At 50.5% G+C, this 22,324-nt stretch carries 15 protein-coding genes; 13 read left to right on the top strand and 2 right to left on the bottom strand.

What is annotated here, in order from left to right:
- Window positions 1–163: 163 nt before the first annotated feature.
- Together CGZ75_RS21930 and CGZ75_RS24875 are read left to right on the top strand one after the other, a co-directional pair.
- Entirely contained in the window at window positions 164–502 is a 339-nt protein-coding gene (locus CGZ75_RS21930) for a hypothetical protein (RefSeq protein WP_089526387.1), read from the top strand.
- 973 nt (window positions 503–1,475) lie between these two features.
- Window positions 1,476–2,018: a hypothetical protein gene (locus CGZ75_RS24875; RefSeq protein WP_141136867.1), complete on the top strand. Its 543-nt coding sequence runs from the start codon at window positions 1,476–1,478 to the stop codon at window positions 2,016–2,018.
- On the opposite strand, the gene CGZ75_RS21935 is transcribed toward CGZ75_RS24875, so the two are convergent.
- A complete protein-coding gene (locus tag CGZ75_RS21935) occupies window positions 1,936–3,348 on the bottom strand; it encodes an NAD-dependent malic enzyme (RefSeq protein WP_089526388.1) in 1,413 nt (470 codons plus the stop codon). The genes CGZ75_RS24875 and CGZ75_RS21935 overlap by 83 nt on opposite strands.
- Before the next feature lie 122 nt (window positions 3,349–3,470).
- Window positions 3,471–4,589: an MGDG synthase family glycosyltransferase gene (locus CGZ75_RS21940; RefSeq protein WP_089526389.1), complete on the bottom strand. Its 1,119-nt coding sequence runs from the start codon at window positions 4,587–4,589 to the stop codon at window positions 3,471–3,473.
- 134 nt (window positions 4,590–4,723) lie between these two features.
- On the opposite strand from CGZ75_RS21940, the gene kapB reads away from it, so the two are divergent.
- The 11 genes from kapB (at window position 4,724) to CGZ75_RS26390 (ending at window position 22,311) form a co-directional block, all read left to right on the top strand.
- Entirely contained in the window at window positions 4,724–5,110 is a 387-nt protein-coding gene (gene kapB / locus CGZ75_RS21945; RefSeq protein WP_089526390.1) for a sporulation phosphorelay system protein KapB, read from the top strand.
- A gap of 573 nt (window positions 5,111–5,683) precedes the next feature.
- Entirely contained in the window at window positions 5,684–10,291 is a 4,608-nt protein-coding gene (gene gltB, locus CGZ75_RS21950) for a glutamate synthase large subunit (RefSeq protein ID WP_089526391.1), read from the top strand.
- A gap of 213 nt (window positions 10,292–10,504) precedes the next feature.
- Window positions 10,505–10,963, top strand: coding sequence for a hypothetical protein (locus tag CGZ75_RS21955; RefSeq protein WP_089526392.1), 459 nt, complete (start codon window positions 10,505–10,507; stop codon window positions 10,961–10,963).
- 185 nt (window positions 10,964–11,148) lie between these two features.
- A complete protein-coding gene (locus tag CGZ75_RS21960; RefSeq protein WP_089526393.1) occupies window positions 11,149–13,362 on the top strand; it encodes an AraC family transcriptional regulator in 2,214 nt (737 codons plus the stop codon).
- A gap of 152 nt (window positions 13,363–13,514) precedes the next feature.
- On the top strand, window positions 13,515–14,465 hold the full coding sequence (locus CGZ75_RS21965; protein WP_245851040.1) for an ABC transporter permease: 951 nt from the start codon (window positions 13,515–13,517) through the stop codon (window positions 14,463–14,465).
- 12 nt (window positions 14,466–14,477) lie between these two features.
- Window positions 14,478–15,341, top strand: coding sequence for a carbohydrate ABC transporter permease (locus CGZ75_RS21970; protein WP_089526394.1), 864 nt, complete (start codon window positions 14,478–14,480; stop codon window positions 15,339–15,341).
- Between the two features lie 30 nt (window positions 15,342–15,371).
- Window positions 15,372–16,922 carry an extracellular solute-binding protein gene (locus CGZ75_RS21975; protein ID WP_089526395.1) on the top strand — a complete coding sequence of 517 codons (1,551 nt, stop codon included), beginning with the start codon at window positions 15,372–15,374 and terminating at the stop codon, window positions 16,920–16,922.
- A 12-nt stretch (window positions 16,923–16,934) separates the two neighbouring features.
- Window positions 16,935–18,305: a sulfatase family protein gene (locus CGZ75_RS21980; RefSeq protein ID WP_089526396.1), complete on the top strand. Its 1,371-nt coding sequence runs from the start codon at window positions 16,935–16,937 to the stop codon at window positions 18,303–18,305.
- A gap of 151 nt (window positions 18,306–18,456) precedes the next feature.
- Window positions 18,457–20,010 (top strand): RICIN domain-containing protein, encoded by a 1,554-nt coding sequence (locus tag CGZ75_RS21985; RefSeq protein ID WP_089526397.1) that lies wholly within the window; start codon window positions 18,457–18,459, stop codon window positions 20,008–20,010.
- 507 nt (window positions 20,011–20,517) lie between these two features.
- Window positions 20,518–21,723: an acyltransferase family protein gene (locus CGZ75_RS21990; RefSeq protein WP_176444967.1), complete on the top strand. Its 1,206-nt coding sequence runs from the start codon at window positions 20,518–20,520 to the stop codon at window positions 21,721–21,723.
- 39 nt (window positions 21,724–21,762) lie between these two features.
- Entirely contained in the window at window positions 21,763–22,311 is a 549-nt protein-coding gene (locus CGZ75_RS26390) for an acyltransferase (RefSeq protein WP_089526399.1), read from the top strand.
- Window positions 22,312–22,324: the final 13 nt, after the last annotated feature.

The raw sequence follows: 22,324 nt of genomic DNA on the forward strand, positions 1-22,324 counted from the left end.
TGTTCGTAGGTATGAAACATTCGGCGTAGTTAATAGCGCAAAGCAAGTAGTAAAAGTTACTTGAGCGTACCACATTCGAGCGAAGAGGTCGAAGCAAGTAGCTAAAGTTACTTGAGGCGCGGCCTCATCGGGTGAAGAGGTCGAAGCAAGTAGCTAAAGTTACTTGAGCGCGGCCTCATCGGGTGAAGAGGTCGAAGCAAGTAGCCAAAGTTACTTGAGCGCGACCTCATCGGGTGTAGAGGTCGAAGCAAGTAGTAAAAGTTACTTGAGCGCGGCCTTATTGAGCGAAGAGGGCGAAGCAAGTAGTAAAAGTTACTTGAGCGCGGCCTTATTGAGCGAAGAGGGCGAAGCAAGTAGTAAAAGTTACTTGAGCGCGGCCTTATTGAGTGAAGCGGGCGAAGCAAGTAGTAAAAGTTACTTGAGCGCGGCCTTATTGAGCGAAGAGGGCGAATCAAGTAGTAAAAGTTACTTGAGCGCGGCCTTATCGGGTGAAACGGTCTAACCAAGTAGCTAAAGTTACTTGAGCGCGACCTTATCGGGTGAAGAGGTCGAAGCAAGTAGCCAAAGTTACTTGAGCGCGACCTCATCGGGTGAAGAGGTCCGAAGCAAGTAGCTAAAGTTACTTGAGCGCGGCCTCATCGGGTGAAGAGGTCGAAGCAAGTAGTAAAAGTTACTTGAGCGCGGCCTTGATCGGGTGAAGAGGTCGAAGCAAGTAGTAAAAGTTACTTGAGCGCGGCCTTGATCGAGCGAAGAGGTCTAACCAAGTAGCTAAAGTTACTTGAGCGCGGCCTCATCGGGTGAAGAGGTCGAAGCAAGTAGCCAAAGTTACTTGAGCGCGGCCTTATCGAGCGAAGAGGTCTAACCAAGTAGCTAAAGTTACTTGAGCGCGGCCTCATCGGGTGAAACGGTCTAACCAAGTAGCTAAAGTTACTTGAGCGCGACCTTATCGGGTGAAGAGGTCCGAAGCAAGTAGCTAAAGTTACTTGAGCGCGGCCTTATCGAGCGAAGAGGTCGAAGCAAGTAGCCAAAGTTACTTGAGCGCGACCTTATCGGGTGAAGAGGTCCGAAGCAAGTAGCTAAAGTTACTTGAGCGCGGCCTCATCGGGTGAAACGGTCTAACCAAGTAGCTAAAGTTACTTGAGCGCGGCCTCATCGGGTGAAGAGGTCGAAGCAAGTAGTAAAAGTTACTTGAGCGCGGCCTAATCGAGTGAAGAGGTCGAAGCAAGTAGCCAAAGTTACTTGAGCGCGGCCTAATCGAGTGAAGCGGGCGAATCAAGTAGTAAAAGTTACTTGAAGCGCGGCCTTATCGAGCGAAGAGGTCGAAGCAAGTAGTAAAAGTTACTTGAGCGCGGCCTAATCGAGTGAAGCGGGCGAATCAAGTAGTAAAAGCTACTTGAGCGCGGCCTAATCGAGTGAAGCGGGCGAATCAAGTAGTAAAAGTTACTTGAGCGCACTGTTGCCGCGCGCCATACCGCTTGGGATACCGGAGCTGCATCTGCGTCGGAACCGCAGCTCCTACGAAGCGCGGCACCGCCGCTACCTCGCGGAGCTACGGCTACGCCTATACCGCTCTCCTGCGGAGCGCAGCATTTACGCTACCGCTCTCCTGCGGAGCGCAGCATTTACGCTACCGCTCTCCTGCGAAGCGCGGCACCGCCGCTCTCCTGCGAAGCGCGGCACCGCCGCTACCTCGCGGAGCTACGGCTACGCCTATACCGCTCTCCTGCGGAGCGCTACGCGCCGCTACTCCTTCGGATTCCGGCGAGCGACGCCGCTACCGCTCTCCTGCGGAGCTACGGCTACGCCTATACCGCTTCTCCTGCGGAGCGCTACGCGCCGCTACTCCTTCGGATTCCGGCGAGCGACGCCGCTACCGCTCTCCTGCGGAGCTACGGCTACGCCGCTACCGCTTCTCCTGCGAAGCGCTACGCGCCGCTACTCCTTCGGATTCCGGCGAGCGACGCCGCTGTCGCGGGCCGCCTGCACGACACGACGACGTACTTCCTCAACTACCTTAGTGTTGAACACACTTGGAATAATGTAGCTGCGGCTAAGCTCATCCTCGCCTACGGTGGAGGCGATTGCTTCAGCTGCGGCCAGCTTCATTTCCTCATTGATCGTTACGGCACGGCAATCGAGCGCTCCGCGGAAAATGCCTGGGAAGCAAAGCACATTATTAATCTGGTTCGGGAAATCCGAACGGCCAGTGGCGATGACCGCTACGATATCCTCCGCGTCCTCGGGCCGAATTTCCGGGTCCGGGTTCGCCATTGCGAACACGATTGGCTGCTCGTTCATCGTCAGCACCATCTCGCGCTTGAGAATACCTCCGGCCGACAGGCCGATGAATACATCCGCTCCACGTAGCGCATCGGATAGGCCGCCGGTCATACGCTCCGGATTCGTGTTGGCTGCGTACCAATTCCACATTGGATGGGCATACTCGCGATCAGCTGTCAAAATCCCATCACGATCAACGCCAAGCACGTTGCGAGCTCCTCCGGCGATGAGCATTTTGGTACAGGCCGTACCAGCCGCTCCGATTCCGCATACGACGATGCGGGCATCCTCAATCCGCTTGCCAGTCAGGCGCAGCGCGTTGATCAAGCCTGCGTACAACACGACCGCGGTGCCATGCTGGTCATCGTGGAAAACCGGGATGTTCAGCTCTTCACGCAGCCGTTCCTCAATTTCAAAGCAGCGTGGGGAAGAGATATCCTCCAGGTTGATGCCACCGAACCCGGGTGCAATCGCTTTCACTACAGCAATGATTGCTTCGGTATCTTGGGTGTCCAGGCAGATCGGGAATGCATCCACATCCGCAAATTGCTTGAACAACATCGCTTTACCTTCCATAACGGGCATAGCTGCTTCTGGCCCGATATTGCCGAGTCCGAGAACCGCGCTTCCATCGGATACCACAGCAACCGTGTTACGTTTGATCGTCAGCGAGAACGCCTTGGATGGATCTTCGTAGATAGCTGTGCATACACGTGCGACTTCTGGGGTGTAAACCCTCGATAGATCATCCCGGTTCTGAATCGGGGTTTTAGGTTGGATGGTGATTTTGCCGCCAAGGTGAAGCAGGAATGTACGATCGGATGTATTGATAACCCGAATTCCGCGCAGCAGCCCTAGCGACTTGCCAAGTCTTTCTGTCGTACCCGTGTCCTTTACTTTGACTGTAAGGTCGCGCGTAGTGCTGCCTTTGCCCGTTTGAATGACGTCGATGGCAATTACGTCGCCCCCGGCAGCCTCGATTGCAGAAACGACCGAGCTGAAGTTGGTGCCCGACTCAATCTCTAACCTTACGATTACTGTTTTTCCATCCAATGCTTTGTTATTCATATATTCATCTCCTCGGTGGTCTTCCTAAAGAGTCGCAAGTTCATTCTTGGTGTTCAAAAATTTCAAAAAGGGAGGGGCCGGTTTCCCGTCCCCTGCATCATACATTTAAGCTACGCTTGCATTCATTTCATCAGCCGCAGCACAGCAGTCGGGCATTCCAGCGGATCGTACTGCTGGCTGCTCTTGGACTGTAGTCGCTGGCGATGCTGGCCAGAGCTGTACGGCTCCTGGATCTGGCGGAACCATCGATCAATCGTACCGAGAGAGTGCATCATTTCACCGAAGCCGCTGCTCACAAAATACTCCAGATTCTCTTCCTCTTGGCCGGGAATCGGTTTGTAGAACAGCATGGGGATGCCCTTGCTCATCCCCTCTGTGCACGTCATGCCGCCAGGCTTGGTGACGAGCAAGTCAGCGGCGTCCATCAGCTTGGAGATCTCGCGTGTGAAGCCGAGTACATGGATGTTGGGATGGACAAAGCGTTTGTCCGCCAGCATGCTTTCCCTCGATTTCTCGTTGGTACCGGAGCAGAAAATCAACTGTACCTTGTCACGAAATTTGGTCATGTAAGTAAAAAACCCGTCTTCTTCCTCCATCAGCCCCCAACCGCCGCCCATAATGAGCACGGTAGGCATGTTTTTCAGGCCGAGCTCGCTCCGCGCCTCCGCCTGGTCCTGAGACTGCCAGAACTGAGGGTGAACAGGGATGCTTGTAACTTCAATACGCTCAGGCGGAATCCCTCTCGCCATCAGCTTTGTTTTGACAACGGGTATGGACACGAGATAATGATTGACTTCCGTATTGGCCCAGGTTCCGTGCGCGTCATAATCTGTAATCAGCGTATACAGCGGGATGTCGAGGCCAAGCCTCTTGAGGCGGGCCACTGCGGCGTTGGGACCTGGATGCGTGCAGATGATGATCTCAGGCCTGAGCTGCTGGATGACCTGCTCGGTCTGGGTATAGAAGATCCGGTGAATAGCAAGCTGCGTGAACCGGTTGAAAGAACGCTTATAGTTGGTGCGGTACATCATGCCTACCAGCTTGGGCTGTTTGCCAACTGTCTTGCGATAGGCAGACATAATGAGAGGGGCTAACACCGGGTTCAGGAATTTGCCCAGCTCCAGAACTCGAGTCTGAACATCCGGAGATAGCTGCCTCAGGCCGGCAGCGAGGGCATATGCCGCTTGGGTATGACCGGACCCGAATCCCTCAGAGAGCAGCAGCACTCTTTTTTTACGCATGCACTCACCTACTTTTCTCTCTTCCAATATTACGACGAGCACGGTATAGAAGACAAGCTCGGGCTTGGTCGCTTGTCTCCGAGAGCAGCTTCCTATATTCTGTGGGGAGAATCGATAAAGGAGCGGATGCTGTTATGACATCGGAACAACAGACCCCAGCGAAGGAAGAATGGGTACAGTTTTCCTATAAAACAGGCGAATATGCGGGACGAATTGTTGAGGAGGGCTCCCCGCGCAGCGTCGTGGAGACATTGGCAGTACTTCGGCATCCCGAGCAAGGGGATCTGCATAATCCGTATAATCCGGATGTTCCTTTTTTCCATGAGCGGAAAGCTCTGGCCCATCGGGAGAAGGCACTCGTACTGAACCGGGAAATCAAGCCGTTCGCAGCTTCCGTACTGCCCGACTACAATGAATCCCGTGAGCGCGCGGTGCAACAGGCGCTAGAGGAGCTGGATCGGCTGCAGCGCTGGGCGGGTCGCGCGGCTGATCAGTTGCGGGCGGTAGCTTCGGAATACTGATAGCAGAATCCTTCCGGCAAGCTGACAACAAGATAGCGTTTACATTATTTTTAGGCTTCGAAGCATGTAGTTTTAGTCGGAAAATTTGCATGAGTATACATCTTTTGCATGACTTCGATCTGACGCCAGGTGTCAAGATTCGGGAAGATTCGCAATTCCTTAAACTTGCTATACCCAAGGGGTCAAACCGTATGATAGGATGAATGCAGAAGCGCCGCTGTAGCGTGGCGAAGCATGGGGTATGAACCTTCAAACCCTTGTCGCACAAGGGAAGCGAGTCGTCTTGATTAGAGATCGTAATCATGTTCATAAAAAGATTAAATTGATATACCTCGTTCCAAGTGATAAAATTGAGGAATAACTATATCTACCGGCCTATCTTTTAACGGGGTTTCGCCCCCGGAGAACCGACTGATTTCTGCCCTATTAATTACGGGACGGCAGTAAATGGATATGTATTAATATGCATCTTTATTCATCGGAGAGCCATCCGGAATGAAGATGTCTATATAATATGAAGCCTTAGCTGCTGTCCGTTTTTATATCCATCCTCCGACAGAAAGGTTGCATCCGATGAACAGTAAAATGACTGGATTGCCGCCGAAACAAGGCCTCTACGATCCTCAGTTCGAAAAAGATGCTTGCGGCATGGGTTTTGTCGCTCACATTAAGGGATTCAAATCCCACACGATCATTCAACAGGCGCTTACCGTCCTGGAGAATATGGAGCACCGCGGCGGCCAGGGCAGCGAGCCCAACACCGGCGACGGCGCAGGCATCATGCTACAGATTCCGCATGGTTTCTTCAAGCGTGAGATGAACCGCGATGGTATTCAGCTTCCTGCTGAGGGTGATTATGCGGTCGGTATGCTGTTTCTGCCGCAGGATGCGGCTGTGCGCGAAGCGCTTGAGGCCAAGCTTGAGGCGATCATCGCCGAGGAAGGCCAAGGGCTGATCGGCTGGCGTACCGTTCCAACTAACGACGAGAAGCTCGGAGAGTCCGCGCTGAAGGCCAAGCCTTATGTACGCCAAGTGTTTGTTTCCCGTAATGCGGCACTCGCGGATGAGTTGGCTTTTGAACGCAAGCTGTACATCATTCGCAAGCGTGCTGAGCTGGCAATTCGCTATGCCGGACTTGAGGGCGGGGACATGTTCTACTTCCCATCCTTCTCCTCCAAAAAGATCGTTTACAAAGGAATGCTGACGACGGAGCAAGTACGCTCCTTCTACATCGACCTTAACGATGAAACGTTGGAAACAGCGATTGCGCTCGTTCACTCCCGTTTCAGCACGAACACGTTCCCAAGCTGGGAACGCGCGCATCCGTACCGCTATTTGATCCACAATGGTGAGATCAACACGCTGCGCGGCAACGTCAACTGGATGCATGCCCGCCAGTCGCTGTTCGCCTCCGAGCTGTTCGGTGAGGATCTGGAGAAGATCAAGCCAATTATCAACCCGGACGGCTCTGATACCGCGATGTTCGATAACACGCTGGAGTTCCTCTATCTGGCTGGCCGCTCTTTGCCGCATGTGGCGATGATGATGGTGCCTGAGCCTTGGTCTAACCACGAGGATATGAGCCCGGAGAAAAAAGCTTTTTACGAATACCACAGCTGCCTGATGGAGCCTTGGGACGGACCGGCCGCAATGGCGTTCACCGACGGAACCCAGATCGGAGCTGTGCTCGACCGCAACGGTCTGCGTCCAGCCCGTTATTATGTAACCAAGGATGATGTCATCATTCTCGGCTCCGAGGCAGGTACGGTTCACGTTGAGCCAGAAGATATTCTTTACAAAGACCGCCTGCGTCCAGGTCGCATGCTGCTCGTTGACACGAAGGAAGGCCGCATCGTCTCAGATGAAGAGGTTAAGGATCGGATTGCTTCCGAGAAGCCTTACGGGCAGTGGCTTGAAGACAATCTCATCAGCTTGTCCGATCTGCCTGACGCACCGGAACTGCCGGAGCTGGAGCATGCAACGGTACAGCAGCGCCAGCAATCTTTTGGTTATACGTTTGAGGATCTGCGCAAAGTTCTTGAGCCAATGGCTTCCTCCGGTGTTGAGCCGGTCGGCTCCATGGGTTATGACTCACCGCTGGCTGTTCTTTCCGAGCGGCCGCAGCGTCTGTACAGCTACTTCAAGCAGCTGTTCGCACAAGTAACCAACCCGCCGATCGATGCGATCCGCGAGGAGATTATTACGGCTACCGGCACCTCGCTGGGACCGGAGCGCAATCTGCTCAACCCTGAGCCGGAGAGCGCGCGCCAGATTCGTCTGGATTCTCCGATTCTTTCCAACGAGGAGTTTGCCAAGCTGCGTCATGTGCGTCGTCCGGGCTTCAAGTCGATCACGCTGCCGATCTTTTTCCCGGCGGATGGAGGCGAGAAGGGCCTGCGTCAATCGCTGCAGACGATGTGCGAAGCAGCTGACCGCGTCATTGCCAGGGGTCATAACGTACTCATTCTGTCCGACTTCGGCTCGGATCGCGACAACTGCCCAATTCCGGCGCTGCTCGCTGTATCTTGTCTGCATCATCATCTCATCCGTGAGGGCACTCGTACCCGCGTCAGCATCCTGCTGGAGTCGGGCGAGCCGCGCGAAGTGCATCACTTCGCCTTGCTGCTTGGCTATGGCGTGAGCGCGATCAATCCGTATCTGGCATTCGAGACGCTGGATGACATGATTCGCCAGGGCATGCTGCGCGGCGTGACGCATGAGAAGGCCGTTAAGAATTTCATCAAGGCTGCAACGAAGGGTGTCTTGAAGATTCTTTCCAAAATGGGCATCTCTACGATTCAATCGTACCGTGGAGCTCAAATTTTCGAAGCAGTTGGTCTGCAGGAAGCGATTGTCGACAAGTATTTCACATGGACGCCTTCCCGCATCGGCGGCATCGGCCTGGACATTATCGCTCAAGAAACGCTGAAGCCTCATAACCGTGCTTATTCCGAACAGCAGGGCGGGGAGAAAGAGCTTGATTCCGGCGGCGAGTACCAATGGCGTAAGGATGGAGAGGACCATCTGTTCAGCCCGCAGACGATTCACACGCTGCAGATGGCTTCCCGCGCTAATGACTACAAGCTGTACAAAAAGTTCTCCCATCTCGTGCAAGGTGAGGACAGCAAGTTCATGACGCTGCGCTCGTTGCTCGACTTCAAGAAGGACCGCCAGCCGGTGCCGATCGAAGAGGTTGAGTCCATCGAGGACATTATGAAACGCTTCAAGTCCGGTGCGATGAGCTTCGGATCGATCTCCAAAGAAGCGCATGAAAGCCTCGCAATTGCGATGAACCGCATCGGCGGCAAGTCCAATACGGGCGAAGGCGGCGAGGATCCAGCGCGCTGGGTGCCGGACGCCAACGGCGATTCCCGCCGCAGCGCGATCAAGCAGGTTGCTTCGGGCCGCTTCGGCGTGACGAGCAACTATCTCGTCAACGCCGATGAGATTCAGATCAAGATGGCGCAAGGCGCCAAGCCAGGCGAGGGCGGACAGCTTCCAGGACGCAAGGTGTACCCTTGGGTTGCTGAGGTTCGCGGCTCCACGCCGGGTGTCGGTCTCATTTCGCCGCCACCGCATCATGATATCTACTCCATCGAGGATCTCGCGGAGCTGATTCATGATCTGAAGAATGCTAATCCGCGCGCACGCATTAACGTCAAGCTCGTTTCCGAGGTCGGCGTAGGTACGATTGCAGCAGGTGTGGCAAAAGGTCGCGCCGATGTCATTCTCGTCAGCGGTTATGACGGCGGCACGGGCGCATCCCCGATGAACTCGATGCGCCATGCCGGTCTGCCATGGGAGCTCGGCCTGGCCGAGACTCATCAGACGCTCATGCTCAACAATCTTCGCGACCGCGTCGTTGTTGAGACAGACGGCAAGATTATGAACGGCCGTGATCTCGCGATCGCTACGCTGCTTGGAGCCGAAGAATACGGCTTCTCGACAGCTCCGCTCGTTGTCCTTGGATGCGTCATGATGCGTGTATGCCAGTTGGACACTTGTCCGGTCGGCGTAGCGACTCAGAATCCGGAGCTTCGCAAGAAGTTCATGGGCGATCCGGGCCATGTCGTTAACTACATGCGCTTTATTGCCCAGGAAATGCGTGAGTATATGGCAGAGCTTGGCTTCCGTACGATCAACGAGATGGTTGGCCGAGTGGATCAGCTGGAGAGCAAACAGGTGGTTGACCGCTACAAGCTGAGCGGTATCGATCTGACGCCGCTGCTGCATCAGCCTGAGGTTCCTCAGGATGCAGTCCGCTACAACGTTCAGCAACAGAACCATGGCCTGGAGCTGTCGCTTGACATGCAGTCGTTGCTGCCAGTTGCCGAGGCGGCTCTGGAGCATGGCGAGAACGTTAAAGCGACGTTCCCAATCTGCAACACGAATCGGGTAGTCGGCACGATTCTCGGCAGCGAAGTAACTCGTCGTTACGGCGCGGCAGGGTTGCCAGAAGACACGATCTCCTTACACTTCGTCGGCTCTGCGGGCCAGAGCTTTGGGGCGTTCGTGCCGAAGGGCATCACGCTTTCGCTGGAGGGAGATTCTAACGACTATGTCGGTAAAGGTCTTTCCGGCGGCAAAATCATTGTCGCTCCATCGCCGAAGGCTACTTTTGCGGCGGAGAACAATGTCATCATCGGCAACACTGCCTTCTACGGCGCGACGGGTGGGGAAGCGTATATCCGCGGTATCGCAGGCGAGCGCTTCGCTGTACGGAACAGTGGTGTGAAGGTTGTAGTTGAAGGCACAGGCGACCACGGATGCGAATATATGACAGGTGGACGCGTTGTCGTGCTGGGGGGCACGGGACGGAACTTCGCGGCCGGTATGTCGGGTGGCGTGGCGTATGTGCTGGATGAGCAGAGGTTGTTCTACAAGCAGGTTAACCTGGAGATGGTATTGCTGGAGCGCGTCGAAGACGAGGCTGACATCCAAGAGCTGCGCGGCATGCTTGAGAACCACGTCCGTTACACGGGCAGTGCGATCGGCGACCGCATCCTTTCGAACTGGGAGCAGTCGCTCGGCGACTTCGTGCGTATCATTCCGAAGGATTACAAACGGATGCTGGAACAGATCCGCAAAGCCGAAGAGGAGCAAGGTCTAGAGGGTGACGAAGCCCTTCTGGCCGCGTTCGAGGCGAATATGAGAGAGCTGGCGCGCGTCGGAGGCAACTAATCTGATAGAAGCTTAATCCAATAGAGATAAGCCAGTGAACAAACAGCGCGTCCGCATATGGGGATGCGCTGTTTGTTTTTTTCGGTAGCCATGCGCTAACGAAACTCAGATTCGGGTCAAAAATGAGGATAGGACCGCGAAATCCGGCAGCCCTGTCAAAGCTATCAAACCTTTCATACTATGTTGATAGAACATGATATGGAGGTATGGGGCATGCAGCTAGGCTTAGTTTTAGTGTTGTTTATTTTGCTAGTTATTGTTACTAGTGTCTTCGGCTGCAATAGCCTGGAAGCAGAAGAGGACGTATCCATCGCGGCATCCAAAGGTTTTGTTTTGCAAAACAGAACCAGTGATTATACTTTTGTAAGCACCGCTTTTTCAGGAGACTTTGAATCTCCTGGGCCATCGCCAAATACGGTTTCTCCTGGGGGCAACTATCGTTTCGAGGTTGTGGCCAAATTTTTCTACCAAACGACTACTGCGGTTGCCCAATACGTTGTCTATTCAACAGGAGGGAATAGGATAGGCACACTTTCATTGACATTCGAAACTAGAAATAGCGGAATTGACTGGCGTGTATATATTGGGCGCCCCAGTTCAATAATTGGTGATACGAATCTCTACAACGGAGCCGTCAACGTAATTCTGAGAGACAACCCACCTTCACTATAAGGATAAAGATAAGGTGAGGCCGAAGGTAAACGTACTTCCTGTATGGTTCTATACGATTCTAAACGTCAGACTAGCTGGTCTACCAGGCGATCTGGCGTTTTTACTTTCATATTGACAAAGCTAAATTAGATTGACTACACTTTAGGCTGATAAGTTCCGAGACGGAAAGTAAGGAGGGGACATCATTGTTTTTGAAAAGGCTTACAAAGAAGCCGGTATTCAACCGCTCCTTGTTCCGCAAGCAACTGCTATCCTATTTCATTACGGTGCTTATTCCGACGCTCATGATCGTGTCGGTATATTCTTATACCATCAGTGAGGATTTGAAATCCCAGCTTAAACAGTCCTCTGACAACAGTGTGCAACGGGTTTCCAAAACAATCCAAGACATTATAGATCAAATTAATTTTTACTCCCTGCAATTATCTTTTTTGCCCGATATGAACCGAATGTTGAAAAATCCATCTGAGTTTACGATGTACGATTATTATCAGCTTAAGGAACAAGTGCGCAACCAAATCAATTCGAATGAATTATTTGATTCTGTATATATCTATAGCTCGCTGAATGAACGGTTTATGACCTCGGGTGAAGGGCTTTACGATGCGGCCGCTTTTTATGATCAGCCTGTCCTGAAGCAGATTCGTTCGCACAGCGATGAGTCATTCTGGTACGAGGTTCGGGACAACTTCATTACTTTTTACAAAGCGATTCCGGTCACGGAGTCCAAGCCGCTGGGCACTCTAGTCGTCAATATTCAGAAAGACAGGTTTCTGAACACGATCTATAGCTTGAATAACATCGATGATCAAAATGTTTATATCGTGGACAGCAATGGCAATGTTATTTCAGCCCACAACGAGGCGGAGCAAGGTGCGCTAAACCGTTTTATTGGAGAAAAAAACGTATCGTCTAGTTCGCTCCAGAAAGTACGTATGAATGATCGGACTTATTTGGCCCATATTCAAGCTGTGCAGGGCAACGGATGGACGGTTGTAAACCTGATTCCGTACGATGTTTATAAAGAGCTGCTCGCTGCCAAAATGTCCAAGCTGCTGCTGATCGTGCTTGTCGTTTTCCTGATCGGCCTGGCTGTTGCCTATACGTTTGCAGTCAGGATGTACAATCCTTGGAAGAAAATTATCGAGGTCATAACGGGCTCAGGAAACAGCAAACCGTCCGACGATGAATTTCTGCTGGTCAGCGGAGCGATCAGCTCCATGATCGATACTATTAAACAGAACGAACCGGTTATGAGGGATCATTTGATTTCGGATATTTTGCGAAACAATGTTTCAGATAATGCTGCAAGGCTGGAGCAGGCAGGCTTTGCTTTTCAAGAACCGTATTTTGCGGTCATCGTCGCTGTATTTGATGCCATGCGGCCAGAAGATGAAGAGGATCCGCAGCGCAAGCTGATTGTTTACAGCATGGTGTCGGAGACGTTGAAAAAGTATTTTCCTGTGGAAGGAACGATTCTGGATCGCAGTAAGCTGGGATTTATCGTGAATTTGCCGGAGAGCGGCATGGAGGATGACGTACGGCAACTCATTTATCAATGTTATTCCGAGATGAACGGGGTCGCACAGGACGAGCTGAACATCTCTCTTCAATTGATTGTCAGCGATGCGGAGCCCACGGATCGGCTGCATGTGGCCTACGAGCAGATTCGCCGGATGTTGAATTACAAGGCGGTCATCAACCGCAACGATATCGTCTTTTTGCAGGACCATAAAAGCGAGCTCAAATTGGTGTATCCGCTGCTGCTGCAGAAACAGCTTATTCATTCCGTTACGGCGATGAACATTGTCAAAGCGAATCAATGCGTCGCCGACCTGTTCGAGCAGTACATTTATAAATCGAAATATCCGTTCGAGAAGCTGCAGGGAATGATCGTCGTTTTGATGAGCTCCGTGCTGAATGAGCTGTTGAAGGAAGGGCATGACATCGGAAGCTTGAATGACGAGGTGGATATTTTCAAATTAAATGAATGCCAAAATAATGATGAGCTGTATCAGTTTATGATCACACATATCCGAAAAATCATCGATTTCCTGGAAGCGCAGCAGGACAAACAGGTTACGAATCAATATGTGACCAAAACGATTGTTTATATGGAAGCGCACTACGGGAGCAGCCTGTCCATTACGGAGATTGCCGAGGAAATAGGGGTCAGCAGCGGCCATTTAAGCCGCACGTTCAAAGCGGAAACCGGGAAATCCATGCTCGAATATTTAACGGAATTCCGTATTAACAAAAGCAAAGAGCTGTTGAGCAGCTGTAATGATTCCCTGCATGAGATAGGTCAATCTGTCGGTTACAATGATGTTCAAAGTTTTATCCGGTTTTTCAAAAAATACGAAGGTATGACGCCCGGCGAATATCGGAAAAGCATCTAGAAAAACGGATCTTTGTGCGGAATTTCCGGCATCAGACGAGCCAATATCAGAAAATCCTCATGGTTATCCCAAACTGAGGATTTTTTTGATGTCTATTCCCCCGTACGATGAAAGCGTAAACAACATGACCAAGGTTGAGGGGAGGGGATACGGTGAGTCATCAAGTTAAAGTACCACATGGAGCGCTTATGAATACGGGAAGCAAATCTAGATCGTCCGCATTTATGAAGTCGTTCCATAAACACAAGTACTATTATGTATTGCTTTTGCCCGGGATCATCTACTTCATACTATTCAAGTATATCCCGATGGGTGGGATCGCCATTGCATTCCAAGATTTCAGAATTGCTGGAAACGTATTCGACAGCCCGTGGGCAGGATTGAAATGGTTTAACATTTTGTTTGAATCTCCCGATTTTTGGACGGCGCTTAGGAATACCGTCATTATCAGCTTCTACAAGCTGCTTTTTAACTTCCCGGCTCCAATTATACTGGCGCTCCTGCTGAATGAACTTATTAACGGGGCGTTCAAGCGCATTGTGCAAACGATTATTTATTTCCCACACTTTGTATCTTGGGTTGTATTGGGAAGCATCTTGTTTTCGGTATTCTCCGTTGATACGGGAGTAACCAAATGGCTCGGCTTATCGACTTCACCGATTATGAATCCCGAATTATTCAGGGGCTTCCTGGTAGGTTCGGAAATGTGGAAAGAGGTCGGCTGGGGCACCGTGATTTATTTAGCGGCCATTGCAGGCGTCAACCAAGAGTTGTATGAAGCGGCCAAAATAGACGGCGCAAACCGATTCAAGCTTGTCTTGCATGTTACGCTGCCAAGCATTGCTTCAACGATTGTTGTTCTGCTCATTTTGCGTACCGGACAAATCTTGAATGTAGGCTTCGATCAGATCTTTATTCTATACAATCCACTCGTCTACAACGTTGCCGACGTTCTCGATACGTATGTGTACCGGGTAGGGCTGACAATGGGCAGATTCTCGCTTGCCACGGCTGCGGGACTGTTCCAAGCGGTTGTAGGTTTATGCTTGCTGGTATTTACGAACTGGCTCGTTAAGCGGATGGGCGAACGCGGACTTTGGTAAGGAGGTGTTGTTGTGATCCGAAAAAGTTGGGGTGAGCGCACGTTCGAAGCGGGCAATATGCTGCTTCTGGCGCTGCTTAGCTTGGTGACGCTTTATCCATTATGGCATGAAATATCGATATCTCTCAGTTCGGCTGCGGGAGCGATGAGAGGCGGGCTGTTCCTTTTCCCCAGAGGGTTTACATTGGACGCCTACAAAAGCGTATTGAGCTCGAGCTTTATTTGGCTGGCCTATCGAAACAGCATTTTTGTAGCCGTAGTTGGCACGGTTCTTCATGTGTTGTTTACAGCAACGACAGCGTATGCGCTCAATAAGAGAGGTTTACCAGGCGTGAAGGCCATGACGCTGCTGCTTATTTTTACGATGGTTTTTAGCGGCGGAATGATTCCGACCTATTTGCTGGTGAAGAGCTTGGGCCTGACCAACACGCTATGGGCGCTTATTTTTCCCGGCATGATTTCGGCATTTAACGTGATTGTCATGCAGAGTTTCATGCGGACTATCCCTGAAGAAGTTGAAGAATCAGCCATGATGGACGGAGCCAATCCGTTACGCATTTTTTTCACTATCATTATGCCGCTTTGTAAGCCTGTTATTGCCACAATCGCTTTGTGGGAATGCGTCGGGTTATGGAACAACTTTATGCAGGCCCTCATTTATTTGAACGATAAAAAGCTGTTCACGCTTCCTTTGCTGCTCAAAGAAATTATTGCGGGCCAGCAGCTTGCGACTGATTCCGGTCAGTTTACAACGTTCGCCGCTGAATCTGCGATTGCCGCAACCGTCATTGTGTCGATCGTTCCTATTCTTGCGGTCTATCCGTTCCTGCAGAAATATTTTATGAAGGGTACGATGCTAGGCTCGGTCAAATCCTGAATTAAACGAGATTGAAGGGGGAGCTTTGAAATGAAAAAGTTAACTAAAATGGTATCAGTTGTATGTATGACTTGTTTGCTGGGGACCCTTGCCGCCGGATGCTCGTCCAGCGAAAACGGGAATACCTCATCCAGCGCCAATCCGGCGGCCAAACCCGTTACGTATACTATGTTCTTCAACTACGGCATTCCGGAATTTCCGGACAATGGCGGAGAAGCAAAAGCAAAGATTATCGCTCAAATGGAAAAGGCAGGGGTGCAGGGCGTCGATTACAAAATCAGCATGATATCTGGCGATGAGTACAAAACAAAGCTGAATCTATTGATTTCATCTGGAGAAATCCCTGATTATTTCAATGTGGACTCAACGCAGCTTGCTATGTATGTCGATCAAGGTCTGCTAAGACCACTAGACGATCTGCTTGCCAAAGCTCCGAATTTGATGAAATTCATTCCGAAGGAGCGCTTTGAAGGGGTAACCTTTGACGGCAAAATCTACGCAATTCCTCAGGGTGTAAGAACGGAATCGTTCAACTCCCCCAATACGGCTGGTCTGCTCGTTCGGCAGGATTGGCTGGATAATCTGGGACTGAAGCAGCCTACTACATTGGATGAATTGCATACGGTATTGAAAGGTTTTACACATGATGATCCTGACAAAAACGGCCAGGACGATACGTATGGACTAGGCGGCAATAAAGCGACGGTGTTTAATACCGTATTTGGCGCATACGGAATCGGCTTGATGTCGGGCTCAATCTTCTGGACGGAGAAAGAGGGGAAAATCGTAAAAAGCTTCGTTACGCCGGAAGCCAAACAAGCGCTTGCCGTTCTGCAGCAATGGTATAAGGAAGGTTTGATTGATCCTGAATTCCCGGTTATGGAACCGAAACAAGGGGACGCCCGAATTATTAATTCCAAGGTAGGCGTTTTTGAAGGGGATGCTTTTGGCGTTAATGCAATCGGCGGCGGTTATTACACCTCGCTCCTGAAAGTGCTGCCAACGGCTAAAATAACGATGATTAATCGTATAACGGGTCCGGACGGCAAAAAGGGCTGGCCGGAAGTTAACCCGTACTCAGGCGGAGCGCTGCGCGCGATCAGCGTGGATGCCAAAGATCCAGAACGATTAATTCAAATGCTGGATTGGTCGGTTAGCGACGATGCGAACGGCGGCGTAAATCTACTGACTTACGGAGAAGAGAACGTAGATTATACGTTTGATGAAACGAAAAATTTAATAACGCAAAAGACCTCTTACTCGGATCTGTACGCAAAAGGGTTTTCTAACCCGGTTCGCTTCGTTCAAGTGACGGATCGTCGCTGGACAGATAATACCGTTCGTGCAGCGCTCGAGATTGCATCGTCAGAAATAGTCAAAAATGAATGGTGGAAAACGGTACCGGCAGAGCTGGACTATCCAGATCTAGAGAAAAAATTATGGACCGAATACTTCGTTAAAATAGTAACTGGCGTTTGGCCAGTTGATAGATTCGATGAATTCGTGCAAAATTATTATCAGCAAGGCGGTCAAAAAATAGAGCAGCAGGCTAACGAAGAATGGCAGAAGTCCAAAAACTAAACGTAAGGGTAGATGATGATGACAACGAAGACGACTAAAAGACCCAATCTGATTGTGTTTTTTACCGACCAGCAACGAGCTGACACGACGGGGGTTCATGGCAACCCCCTCGGGCTGACACCTAACTTTGATCGTATGGCGATGGAAGGCACACATGTCTTTAACTCCTATACGTGTCAGCCGGTATGCGGCCCGGCGAGATCTTCTCTGCAGACAGGGAAGTATGCAACCGAGACGGGCTGTTACGTCAACGGAATTCCGCTCAAACAAGATGAACTTACGCTTGCTCATCACTTTAATGAAACGGGTTACAGTACGGGCTATATCGGGAAATGGCATCTGGCTGGGCAGGAGCCTGTGCCTCAAGATCAACGGGGTGGGTATCAGTACTGGCTTGGTTCCAATGTGCTTGAGTTCTCCTCGGATGCGTACGATACGGTCATGTATGACAATGACAATAAACCCGTCAAGCTTCCGGGTTACCGTGTAGACGCGCAGACGGATGCAGCGATTCGGTATATCGATCAGCATAAGGATGAACCGTTCTTTTTGTTCCTGTCTTATCTAGAGCCTCATCATCAAAACCATTCCGATAACTATCCGGCTCCGCGCGGATATGAAGGCCGTTATAGCGGCAGCCAATTTGTTCCCGGAGATCTGGCTTCGCTTGGAGGAACGGCGCATGCGCATCTCGGCGGCTATTACGGAATGGTTAAACGCATTGATGAAGCGCTGGGACGCATCTTCGACAGCTTGATCAGCCTGGGGCTGGAAGAGGACACGATTGTCATGTTCACTTCCGATCACGGCTGCCACTTCAAGACGAGAAACAGCGAATACAAGCGTTCCTGCCATGACAGCTCGATCCGCGTGCCGACCGCATTTATCGGTGGCCCTTTCAGATCGGGCGGACGTCTGCAAGAAATGATATCCCTCGTAGATTTACCGCCAACCTTGCTGGATGCCGCCGGCATACCGGTTCCAGAGTCCATGCAAGGCCGCTCTATTCTTCCGCTGCTGCGCGGGGAGAGAGAAGGCTGGCCGGAGGAAGTATTGGTTCAAATCAGCGAAGCGCAAGTCGGCAGGGCGATTCGGACACAGCGCTGGAAGTACAGCGTCAGCGCGGCGGATGCGAATGCTTGGAAGGACGCCGGATCCGCTGCCTATGTGGAGGAGTTCCTGTACGATTTGCAGTCTGATCCGCATGAGCTCAACAACCTAGTTGGGATCGAGTCGTTCAACGACATCGCCTCTGACTTGCGTGAACGCTTAATTCGCCGGATGCAGGAAGCGGGCGAGGCTGCGCCAGTAATTGAGCCGGCGGCACAGCGCGGTTCAGGCGCTAGACGGGCTTCCGTTACTGAGCTTCGCAAGAAGCTGTAAGGCTCCGCCAAGGTCGGCTCCGCTACTCTAGTCTAATCATCATGTGAAAGATGGTTAGACTAGAGTTTTTTATACCCAAAATTGTAAACGTTCCATTTTGGAAGGGGGGATGTGCAGGGAAATCCAGAACGCTAACGCTGCAGGATTTTAGATGAAACAAGATTTTAAAAACGTTCGAGAGAGGATGAATGTAATGTTACTAAGTCAGAGGATTATTCCCAGAAAAATTTTGACTGCTATGCTGGCTCTAGCTCTTGTTTTAACGACCTTTGGCTTTGCTCCATCCGTTAAAGCGGCGCCGGCCGCTATTGTGAACAACACCAATTGGTTTGATACGGATGGTAACCAGATCTGGTCACAGGGCGGCTGGGTTATGCAGGATGGCAATACATTTTATTGGTACGGGGTCGACTATTCGGTTAACGGTGCCAAAAAAGTGAATTTGTATACATCGACGGATATGGCAACTTGGGACTATCAGGGAAATGTCGTTGACTTTACCGGTTTTACCGATGCGTCCGGCGGTTATTCGGGCAACGACTGGTTAGGCCGGCCGGTCGTTGCTTACAACAGCTTAAATAACAACTATGTCATGATTATCGAATGGAATAATTCCGTCGGCACCATTCGTAAAGGGCTGACTTATCTGACCAGCTCGTCTCCGACAGGTCCATTTGTTTTTAACAATAACGATCCGCTGCCAACCGGAAATACCGTGGGAGATTTAGGGTCAATCTTTAAGGACACCAACGGAAAAACGTACATTTCGATGACAGTTGATTATCCTGGAATTAACGGCTCGCTGCGTATTGCCGAGCTGGCGCCGGACTATTTAAGCGTAGTGTCCACGGTCAAAACGATTGGGGCCACCTACCCGAACAAAGAGGCGTCCACGCTCATTAAAGTAGGATCCACCTACTGGATGTTCGCGTCCGCTACTAACGGCTGGGGCTCAAGCCAAACGTACTGCATGTCGGCGACTAGTCTGTCCGGCACATGGAGCGCGCAGAACGTGTGCGCAGTTAAGCCGGCTACAACAAATTCATACGATACGCAAACGGATCAGATTCTGCCGATTCAAGGCACCTCGGGTACGTTGTATGTTTACTTGGGCGACCGTTGGAACAACATGTCGGGAGGACCGACTGCCGCAGGAAGAAACAACTGGCATCCGGTTACCTTCAACAGTTCAGGAGTGCCTACCATTAACGGTAACGCGAGCTGGTCAATCGATACTGCAGCAGGTACGTGGAGCCCTGTGAACGTTACTATTGATCTAACGAAAACATACTCCATTACGAATCAAAATAGCGGCAAGGCTTTAGGTATAACCGGAAATTCAACTGCGGACGGCGCAGCGGCTGTGCAGAATACGTTTTCGAACGCTGCAGGCCAAGTCTGGAAGTTTTATGATGCAGGCGGCGGCTATTACAAAATTCAAAACGTGAACAGTGGCAAGTATTTGAATATTAATGGAGCTGCTACGGCAGACGGGGCGGCGGCCATTCAGTATACGTCCACGACTTCGATTAATCAGCACTGGCAGATCATCCCTACTGGCGCAGGAACGTTTAAGCTCAAAAACCGCAACAGCGGGAAAGTCATTGGTATCAACGGAGAGTCTACAGCCGATGGGGCAAGCGTTGTCCAATCGTCCGATGCGGGAGTTTTGAATCAAAGATGGGGTTTTACTGCACTGGATTAGGTGTACGGAGAATTAGCGCTGAAGATCGGCTTACCGGTCGCTGTCCATAACGGTTAAAATATGACGTCAAAGGCGAACGCTCCTGTTAGTGAGGGTGTAACCTTTGACGTCGCTTTTTGCACTATAGATGACTAATGTAGGAGGTCTAGTAGTGGGCAAGGTAAATGCACTAATTGGCCTCGATGTGCTTTGACCGAGTGAACCATGACACTCTGATGGCGGGAGTAGTGTGAAAAGTGATAGTGATGGATAAGCGTGTACTGAAACTTATACAGGGGTCAGGTTGAATAGAGCGTTAGCTGGATGACCTGGACAAAGAGCTGACCAAATGAGGGCTGTAATCGAATTATTGGAATTTACTGTAGGCAGGCTAGTAAACGAATACCGTGAAGAGAATCTGTAGTATAACATCGATTGGGCTGGCGGTGAGAAAGAGGCATAAATTCATTGACAAGAACCTACAATATGATACATTATGTATCTAAAATGGTAGGTGGTGGAAGCTGCATGAGAGCAGTCGGGTCTAGACTTAATTTGGTCAATCCGGGGAGCCGAGCATCTGTTTATTTGGATTTGATCAGATTTGTTGCTGCGGCGATAGTCGTCCTGTCTCACTTAGGGACGCCTGATTGGTCGACTGGCCCGCTATTTATATGGAAACAGATCACCAGTCTTGGTTTTCCATCTGTGATCATCTTCTTTGTGCTCAGCGGGTACTTTATTTCCAGCTCCGTTCTCAAGATGCAGGATAGCGGAAGATGGTCATGGAGGGATTACCTAATTAACAGGGGGACGCGTCTCTGGATTGTTTTGATTCCAGCGCTACTGCTGACTCTATTTTGGGGAGTGCTCCAGTCTCAATTGTACGGACAAGAGTATACCCGCGAAGGCGTAGCAATGACTGACGCATTGAGTATCAAGTATTTCTTTTCTAATCTTGTCTTTATGCAGCATATTTACTCTCCTACATTCGGACTAAACAATCCGCTGTGGAGCCTGAGCTTCGAGTTCTGGTATTACATCCTCTTTCCGTGCTTACTCTTGGTGTTCAAAGCTAAAACCAAGCGAGGGAAGGTTTTGAGTTTTATAGTGTTTTCTTCCATTTCCCTATTTGTAGGATGGAAGGTTATGCTCTACTTCTTAATTTGGCTTCTTGGTGCAGTAGTAGCGATTATTAAGCCGATTAAGCTGAAAAATATGTTTGTCAAAATTCTTCTTGTTGTTGGCACGCTGATGGCTGCTATAATGGTGTCCATTGCGCCAAAAGCTTTCAACATTTATCCTACTTACTACTTGCCACTTAAACAGTACGGCTTTGATTTTGCACTTGGCTTAGTAGCTGCGTTCCTAGTGTATATGATCATATCCTTCTACAATCTTTCAAACACGAGCCGCCCTGCTGCCGTTTTTACCAATCTGGCTGGATTTTCCTACACGCTTTATTTGGTACATTACCCTGTAATCAACTTCATCTCAAAAGCATCTGGACGCAAAGCTGCTGGAAGTTCGGATTTTATTTGGCAACAGAGCACAACAAACTATTTCTTATATCTGCCGATTGTCTTTACAGCGTTGCTGTTGTATGCATGGCTGATCTCTTTAATAACGGAAGCTAAAACCTCGGGGGCAAGAGAAATTGTTAGTCGAGTTATTGGAAATATGAAAAAAAACAGAGCGCCGTCTGTGTCGGTAGTAGAATCTTATGAGAAATAGCGTTCATTATGAGTGGGATGGGGAGGAGAAAAATTTATTATGGCTTTTGGACTGTTGAAAACATTGTTGAAGCCGTCATTTTGGAGGTACACCCTTAAAAAGATCGAGAGCAGCTATAATACAAGTCTTGGAGCAATTCCACGGCTTGGTAGCTACGGTGGCGGCTTTATCGACTCTTCGATGACCTTTCGGTCGCCGGAGAATGTTCACCTCGGTGAAAGGGTCTGGATTAATGAAGGCTGTAAGGTATGGGCCTCCAAAAGCTCTAAAGTCACAATTGGAGCTCACACACTACTCGGACCTAATGCTGTGATTGTGGCTGATAATCATGGCATTCAGATGGACGCTGGATACATTCAGGACCAGCCAATGGAAGAGAAGGACATTTCCATTGGCCCCGATTGCTGGATAGGAGCTAATGTGGTTATCTTGGCAGGTGTCACCGTTGGAGAAGGAGCTGTCGTAGCTGCAAGTGCTGTCGTAAATAAGGACGTACCACCTTACTCTATCGTTGGTGGTGTGCCTGCAAAGGTTATCTCCCACCGTAAGTCGGTGGAGAAGAATGTTTTGCTTCATCGCGCTAGGTAGCAACCAAAGGTCA

The sequence above is a fragment of the Paenibacillus herberti genome, from assembly GCF_002233675.1.
Lineage (GTDB): Bacteria > Bacillota > Bacilli > Paenibacillales > Paenibacillaceae > Paenibacillus_O > Paenibacillus_O herberti.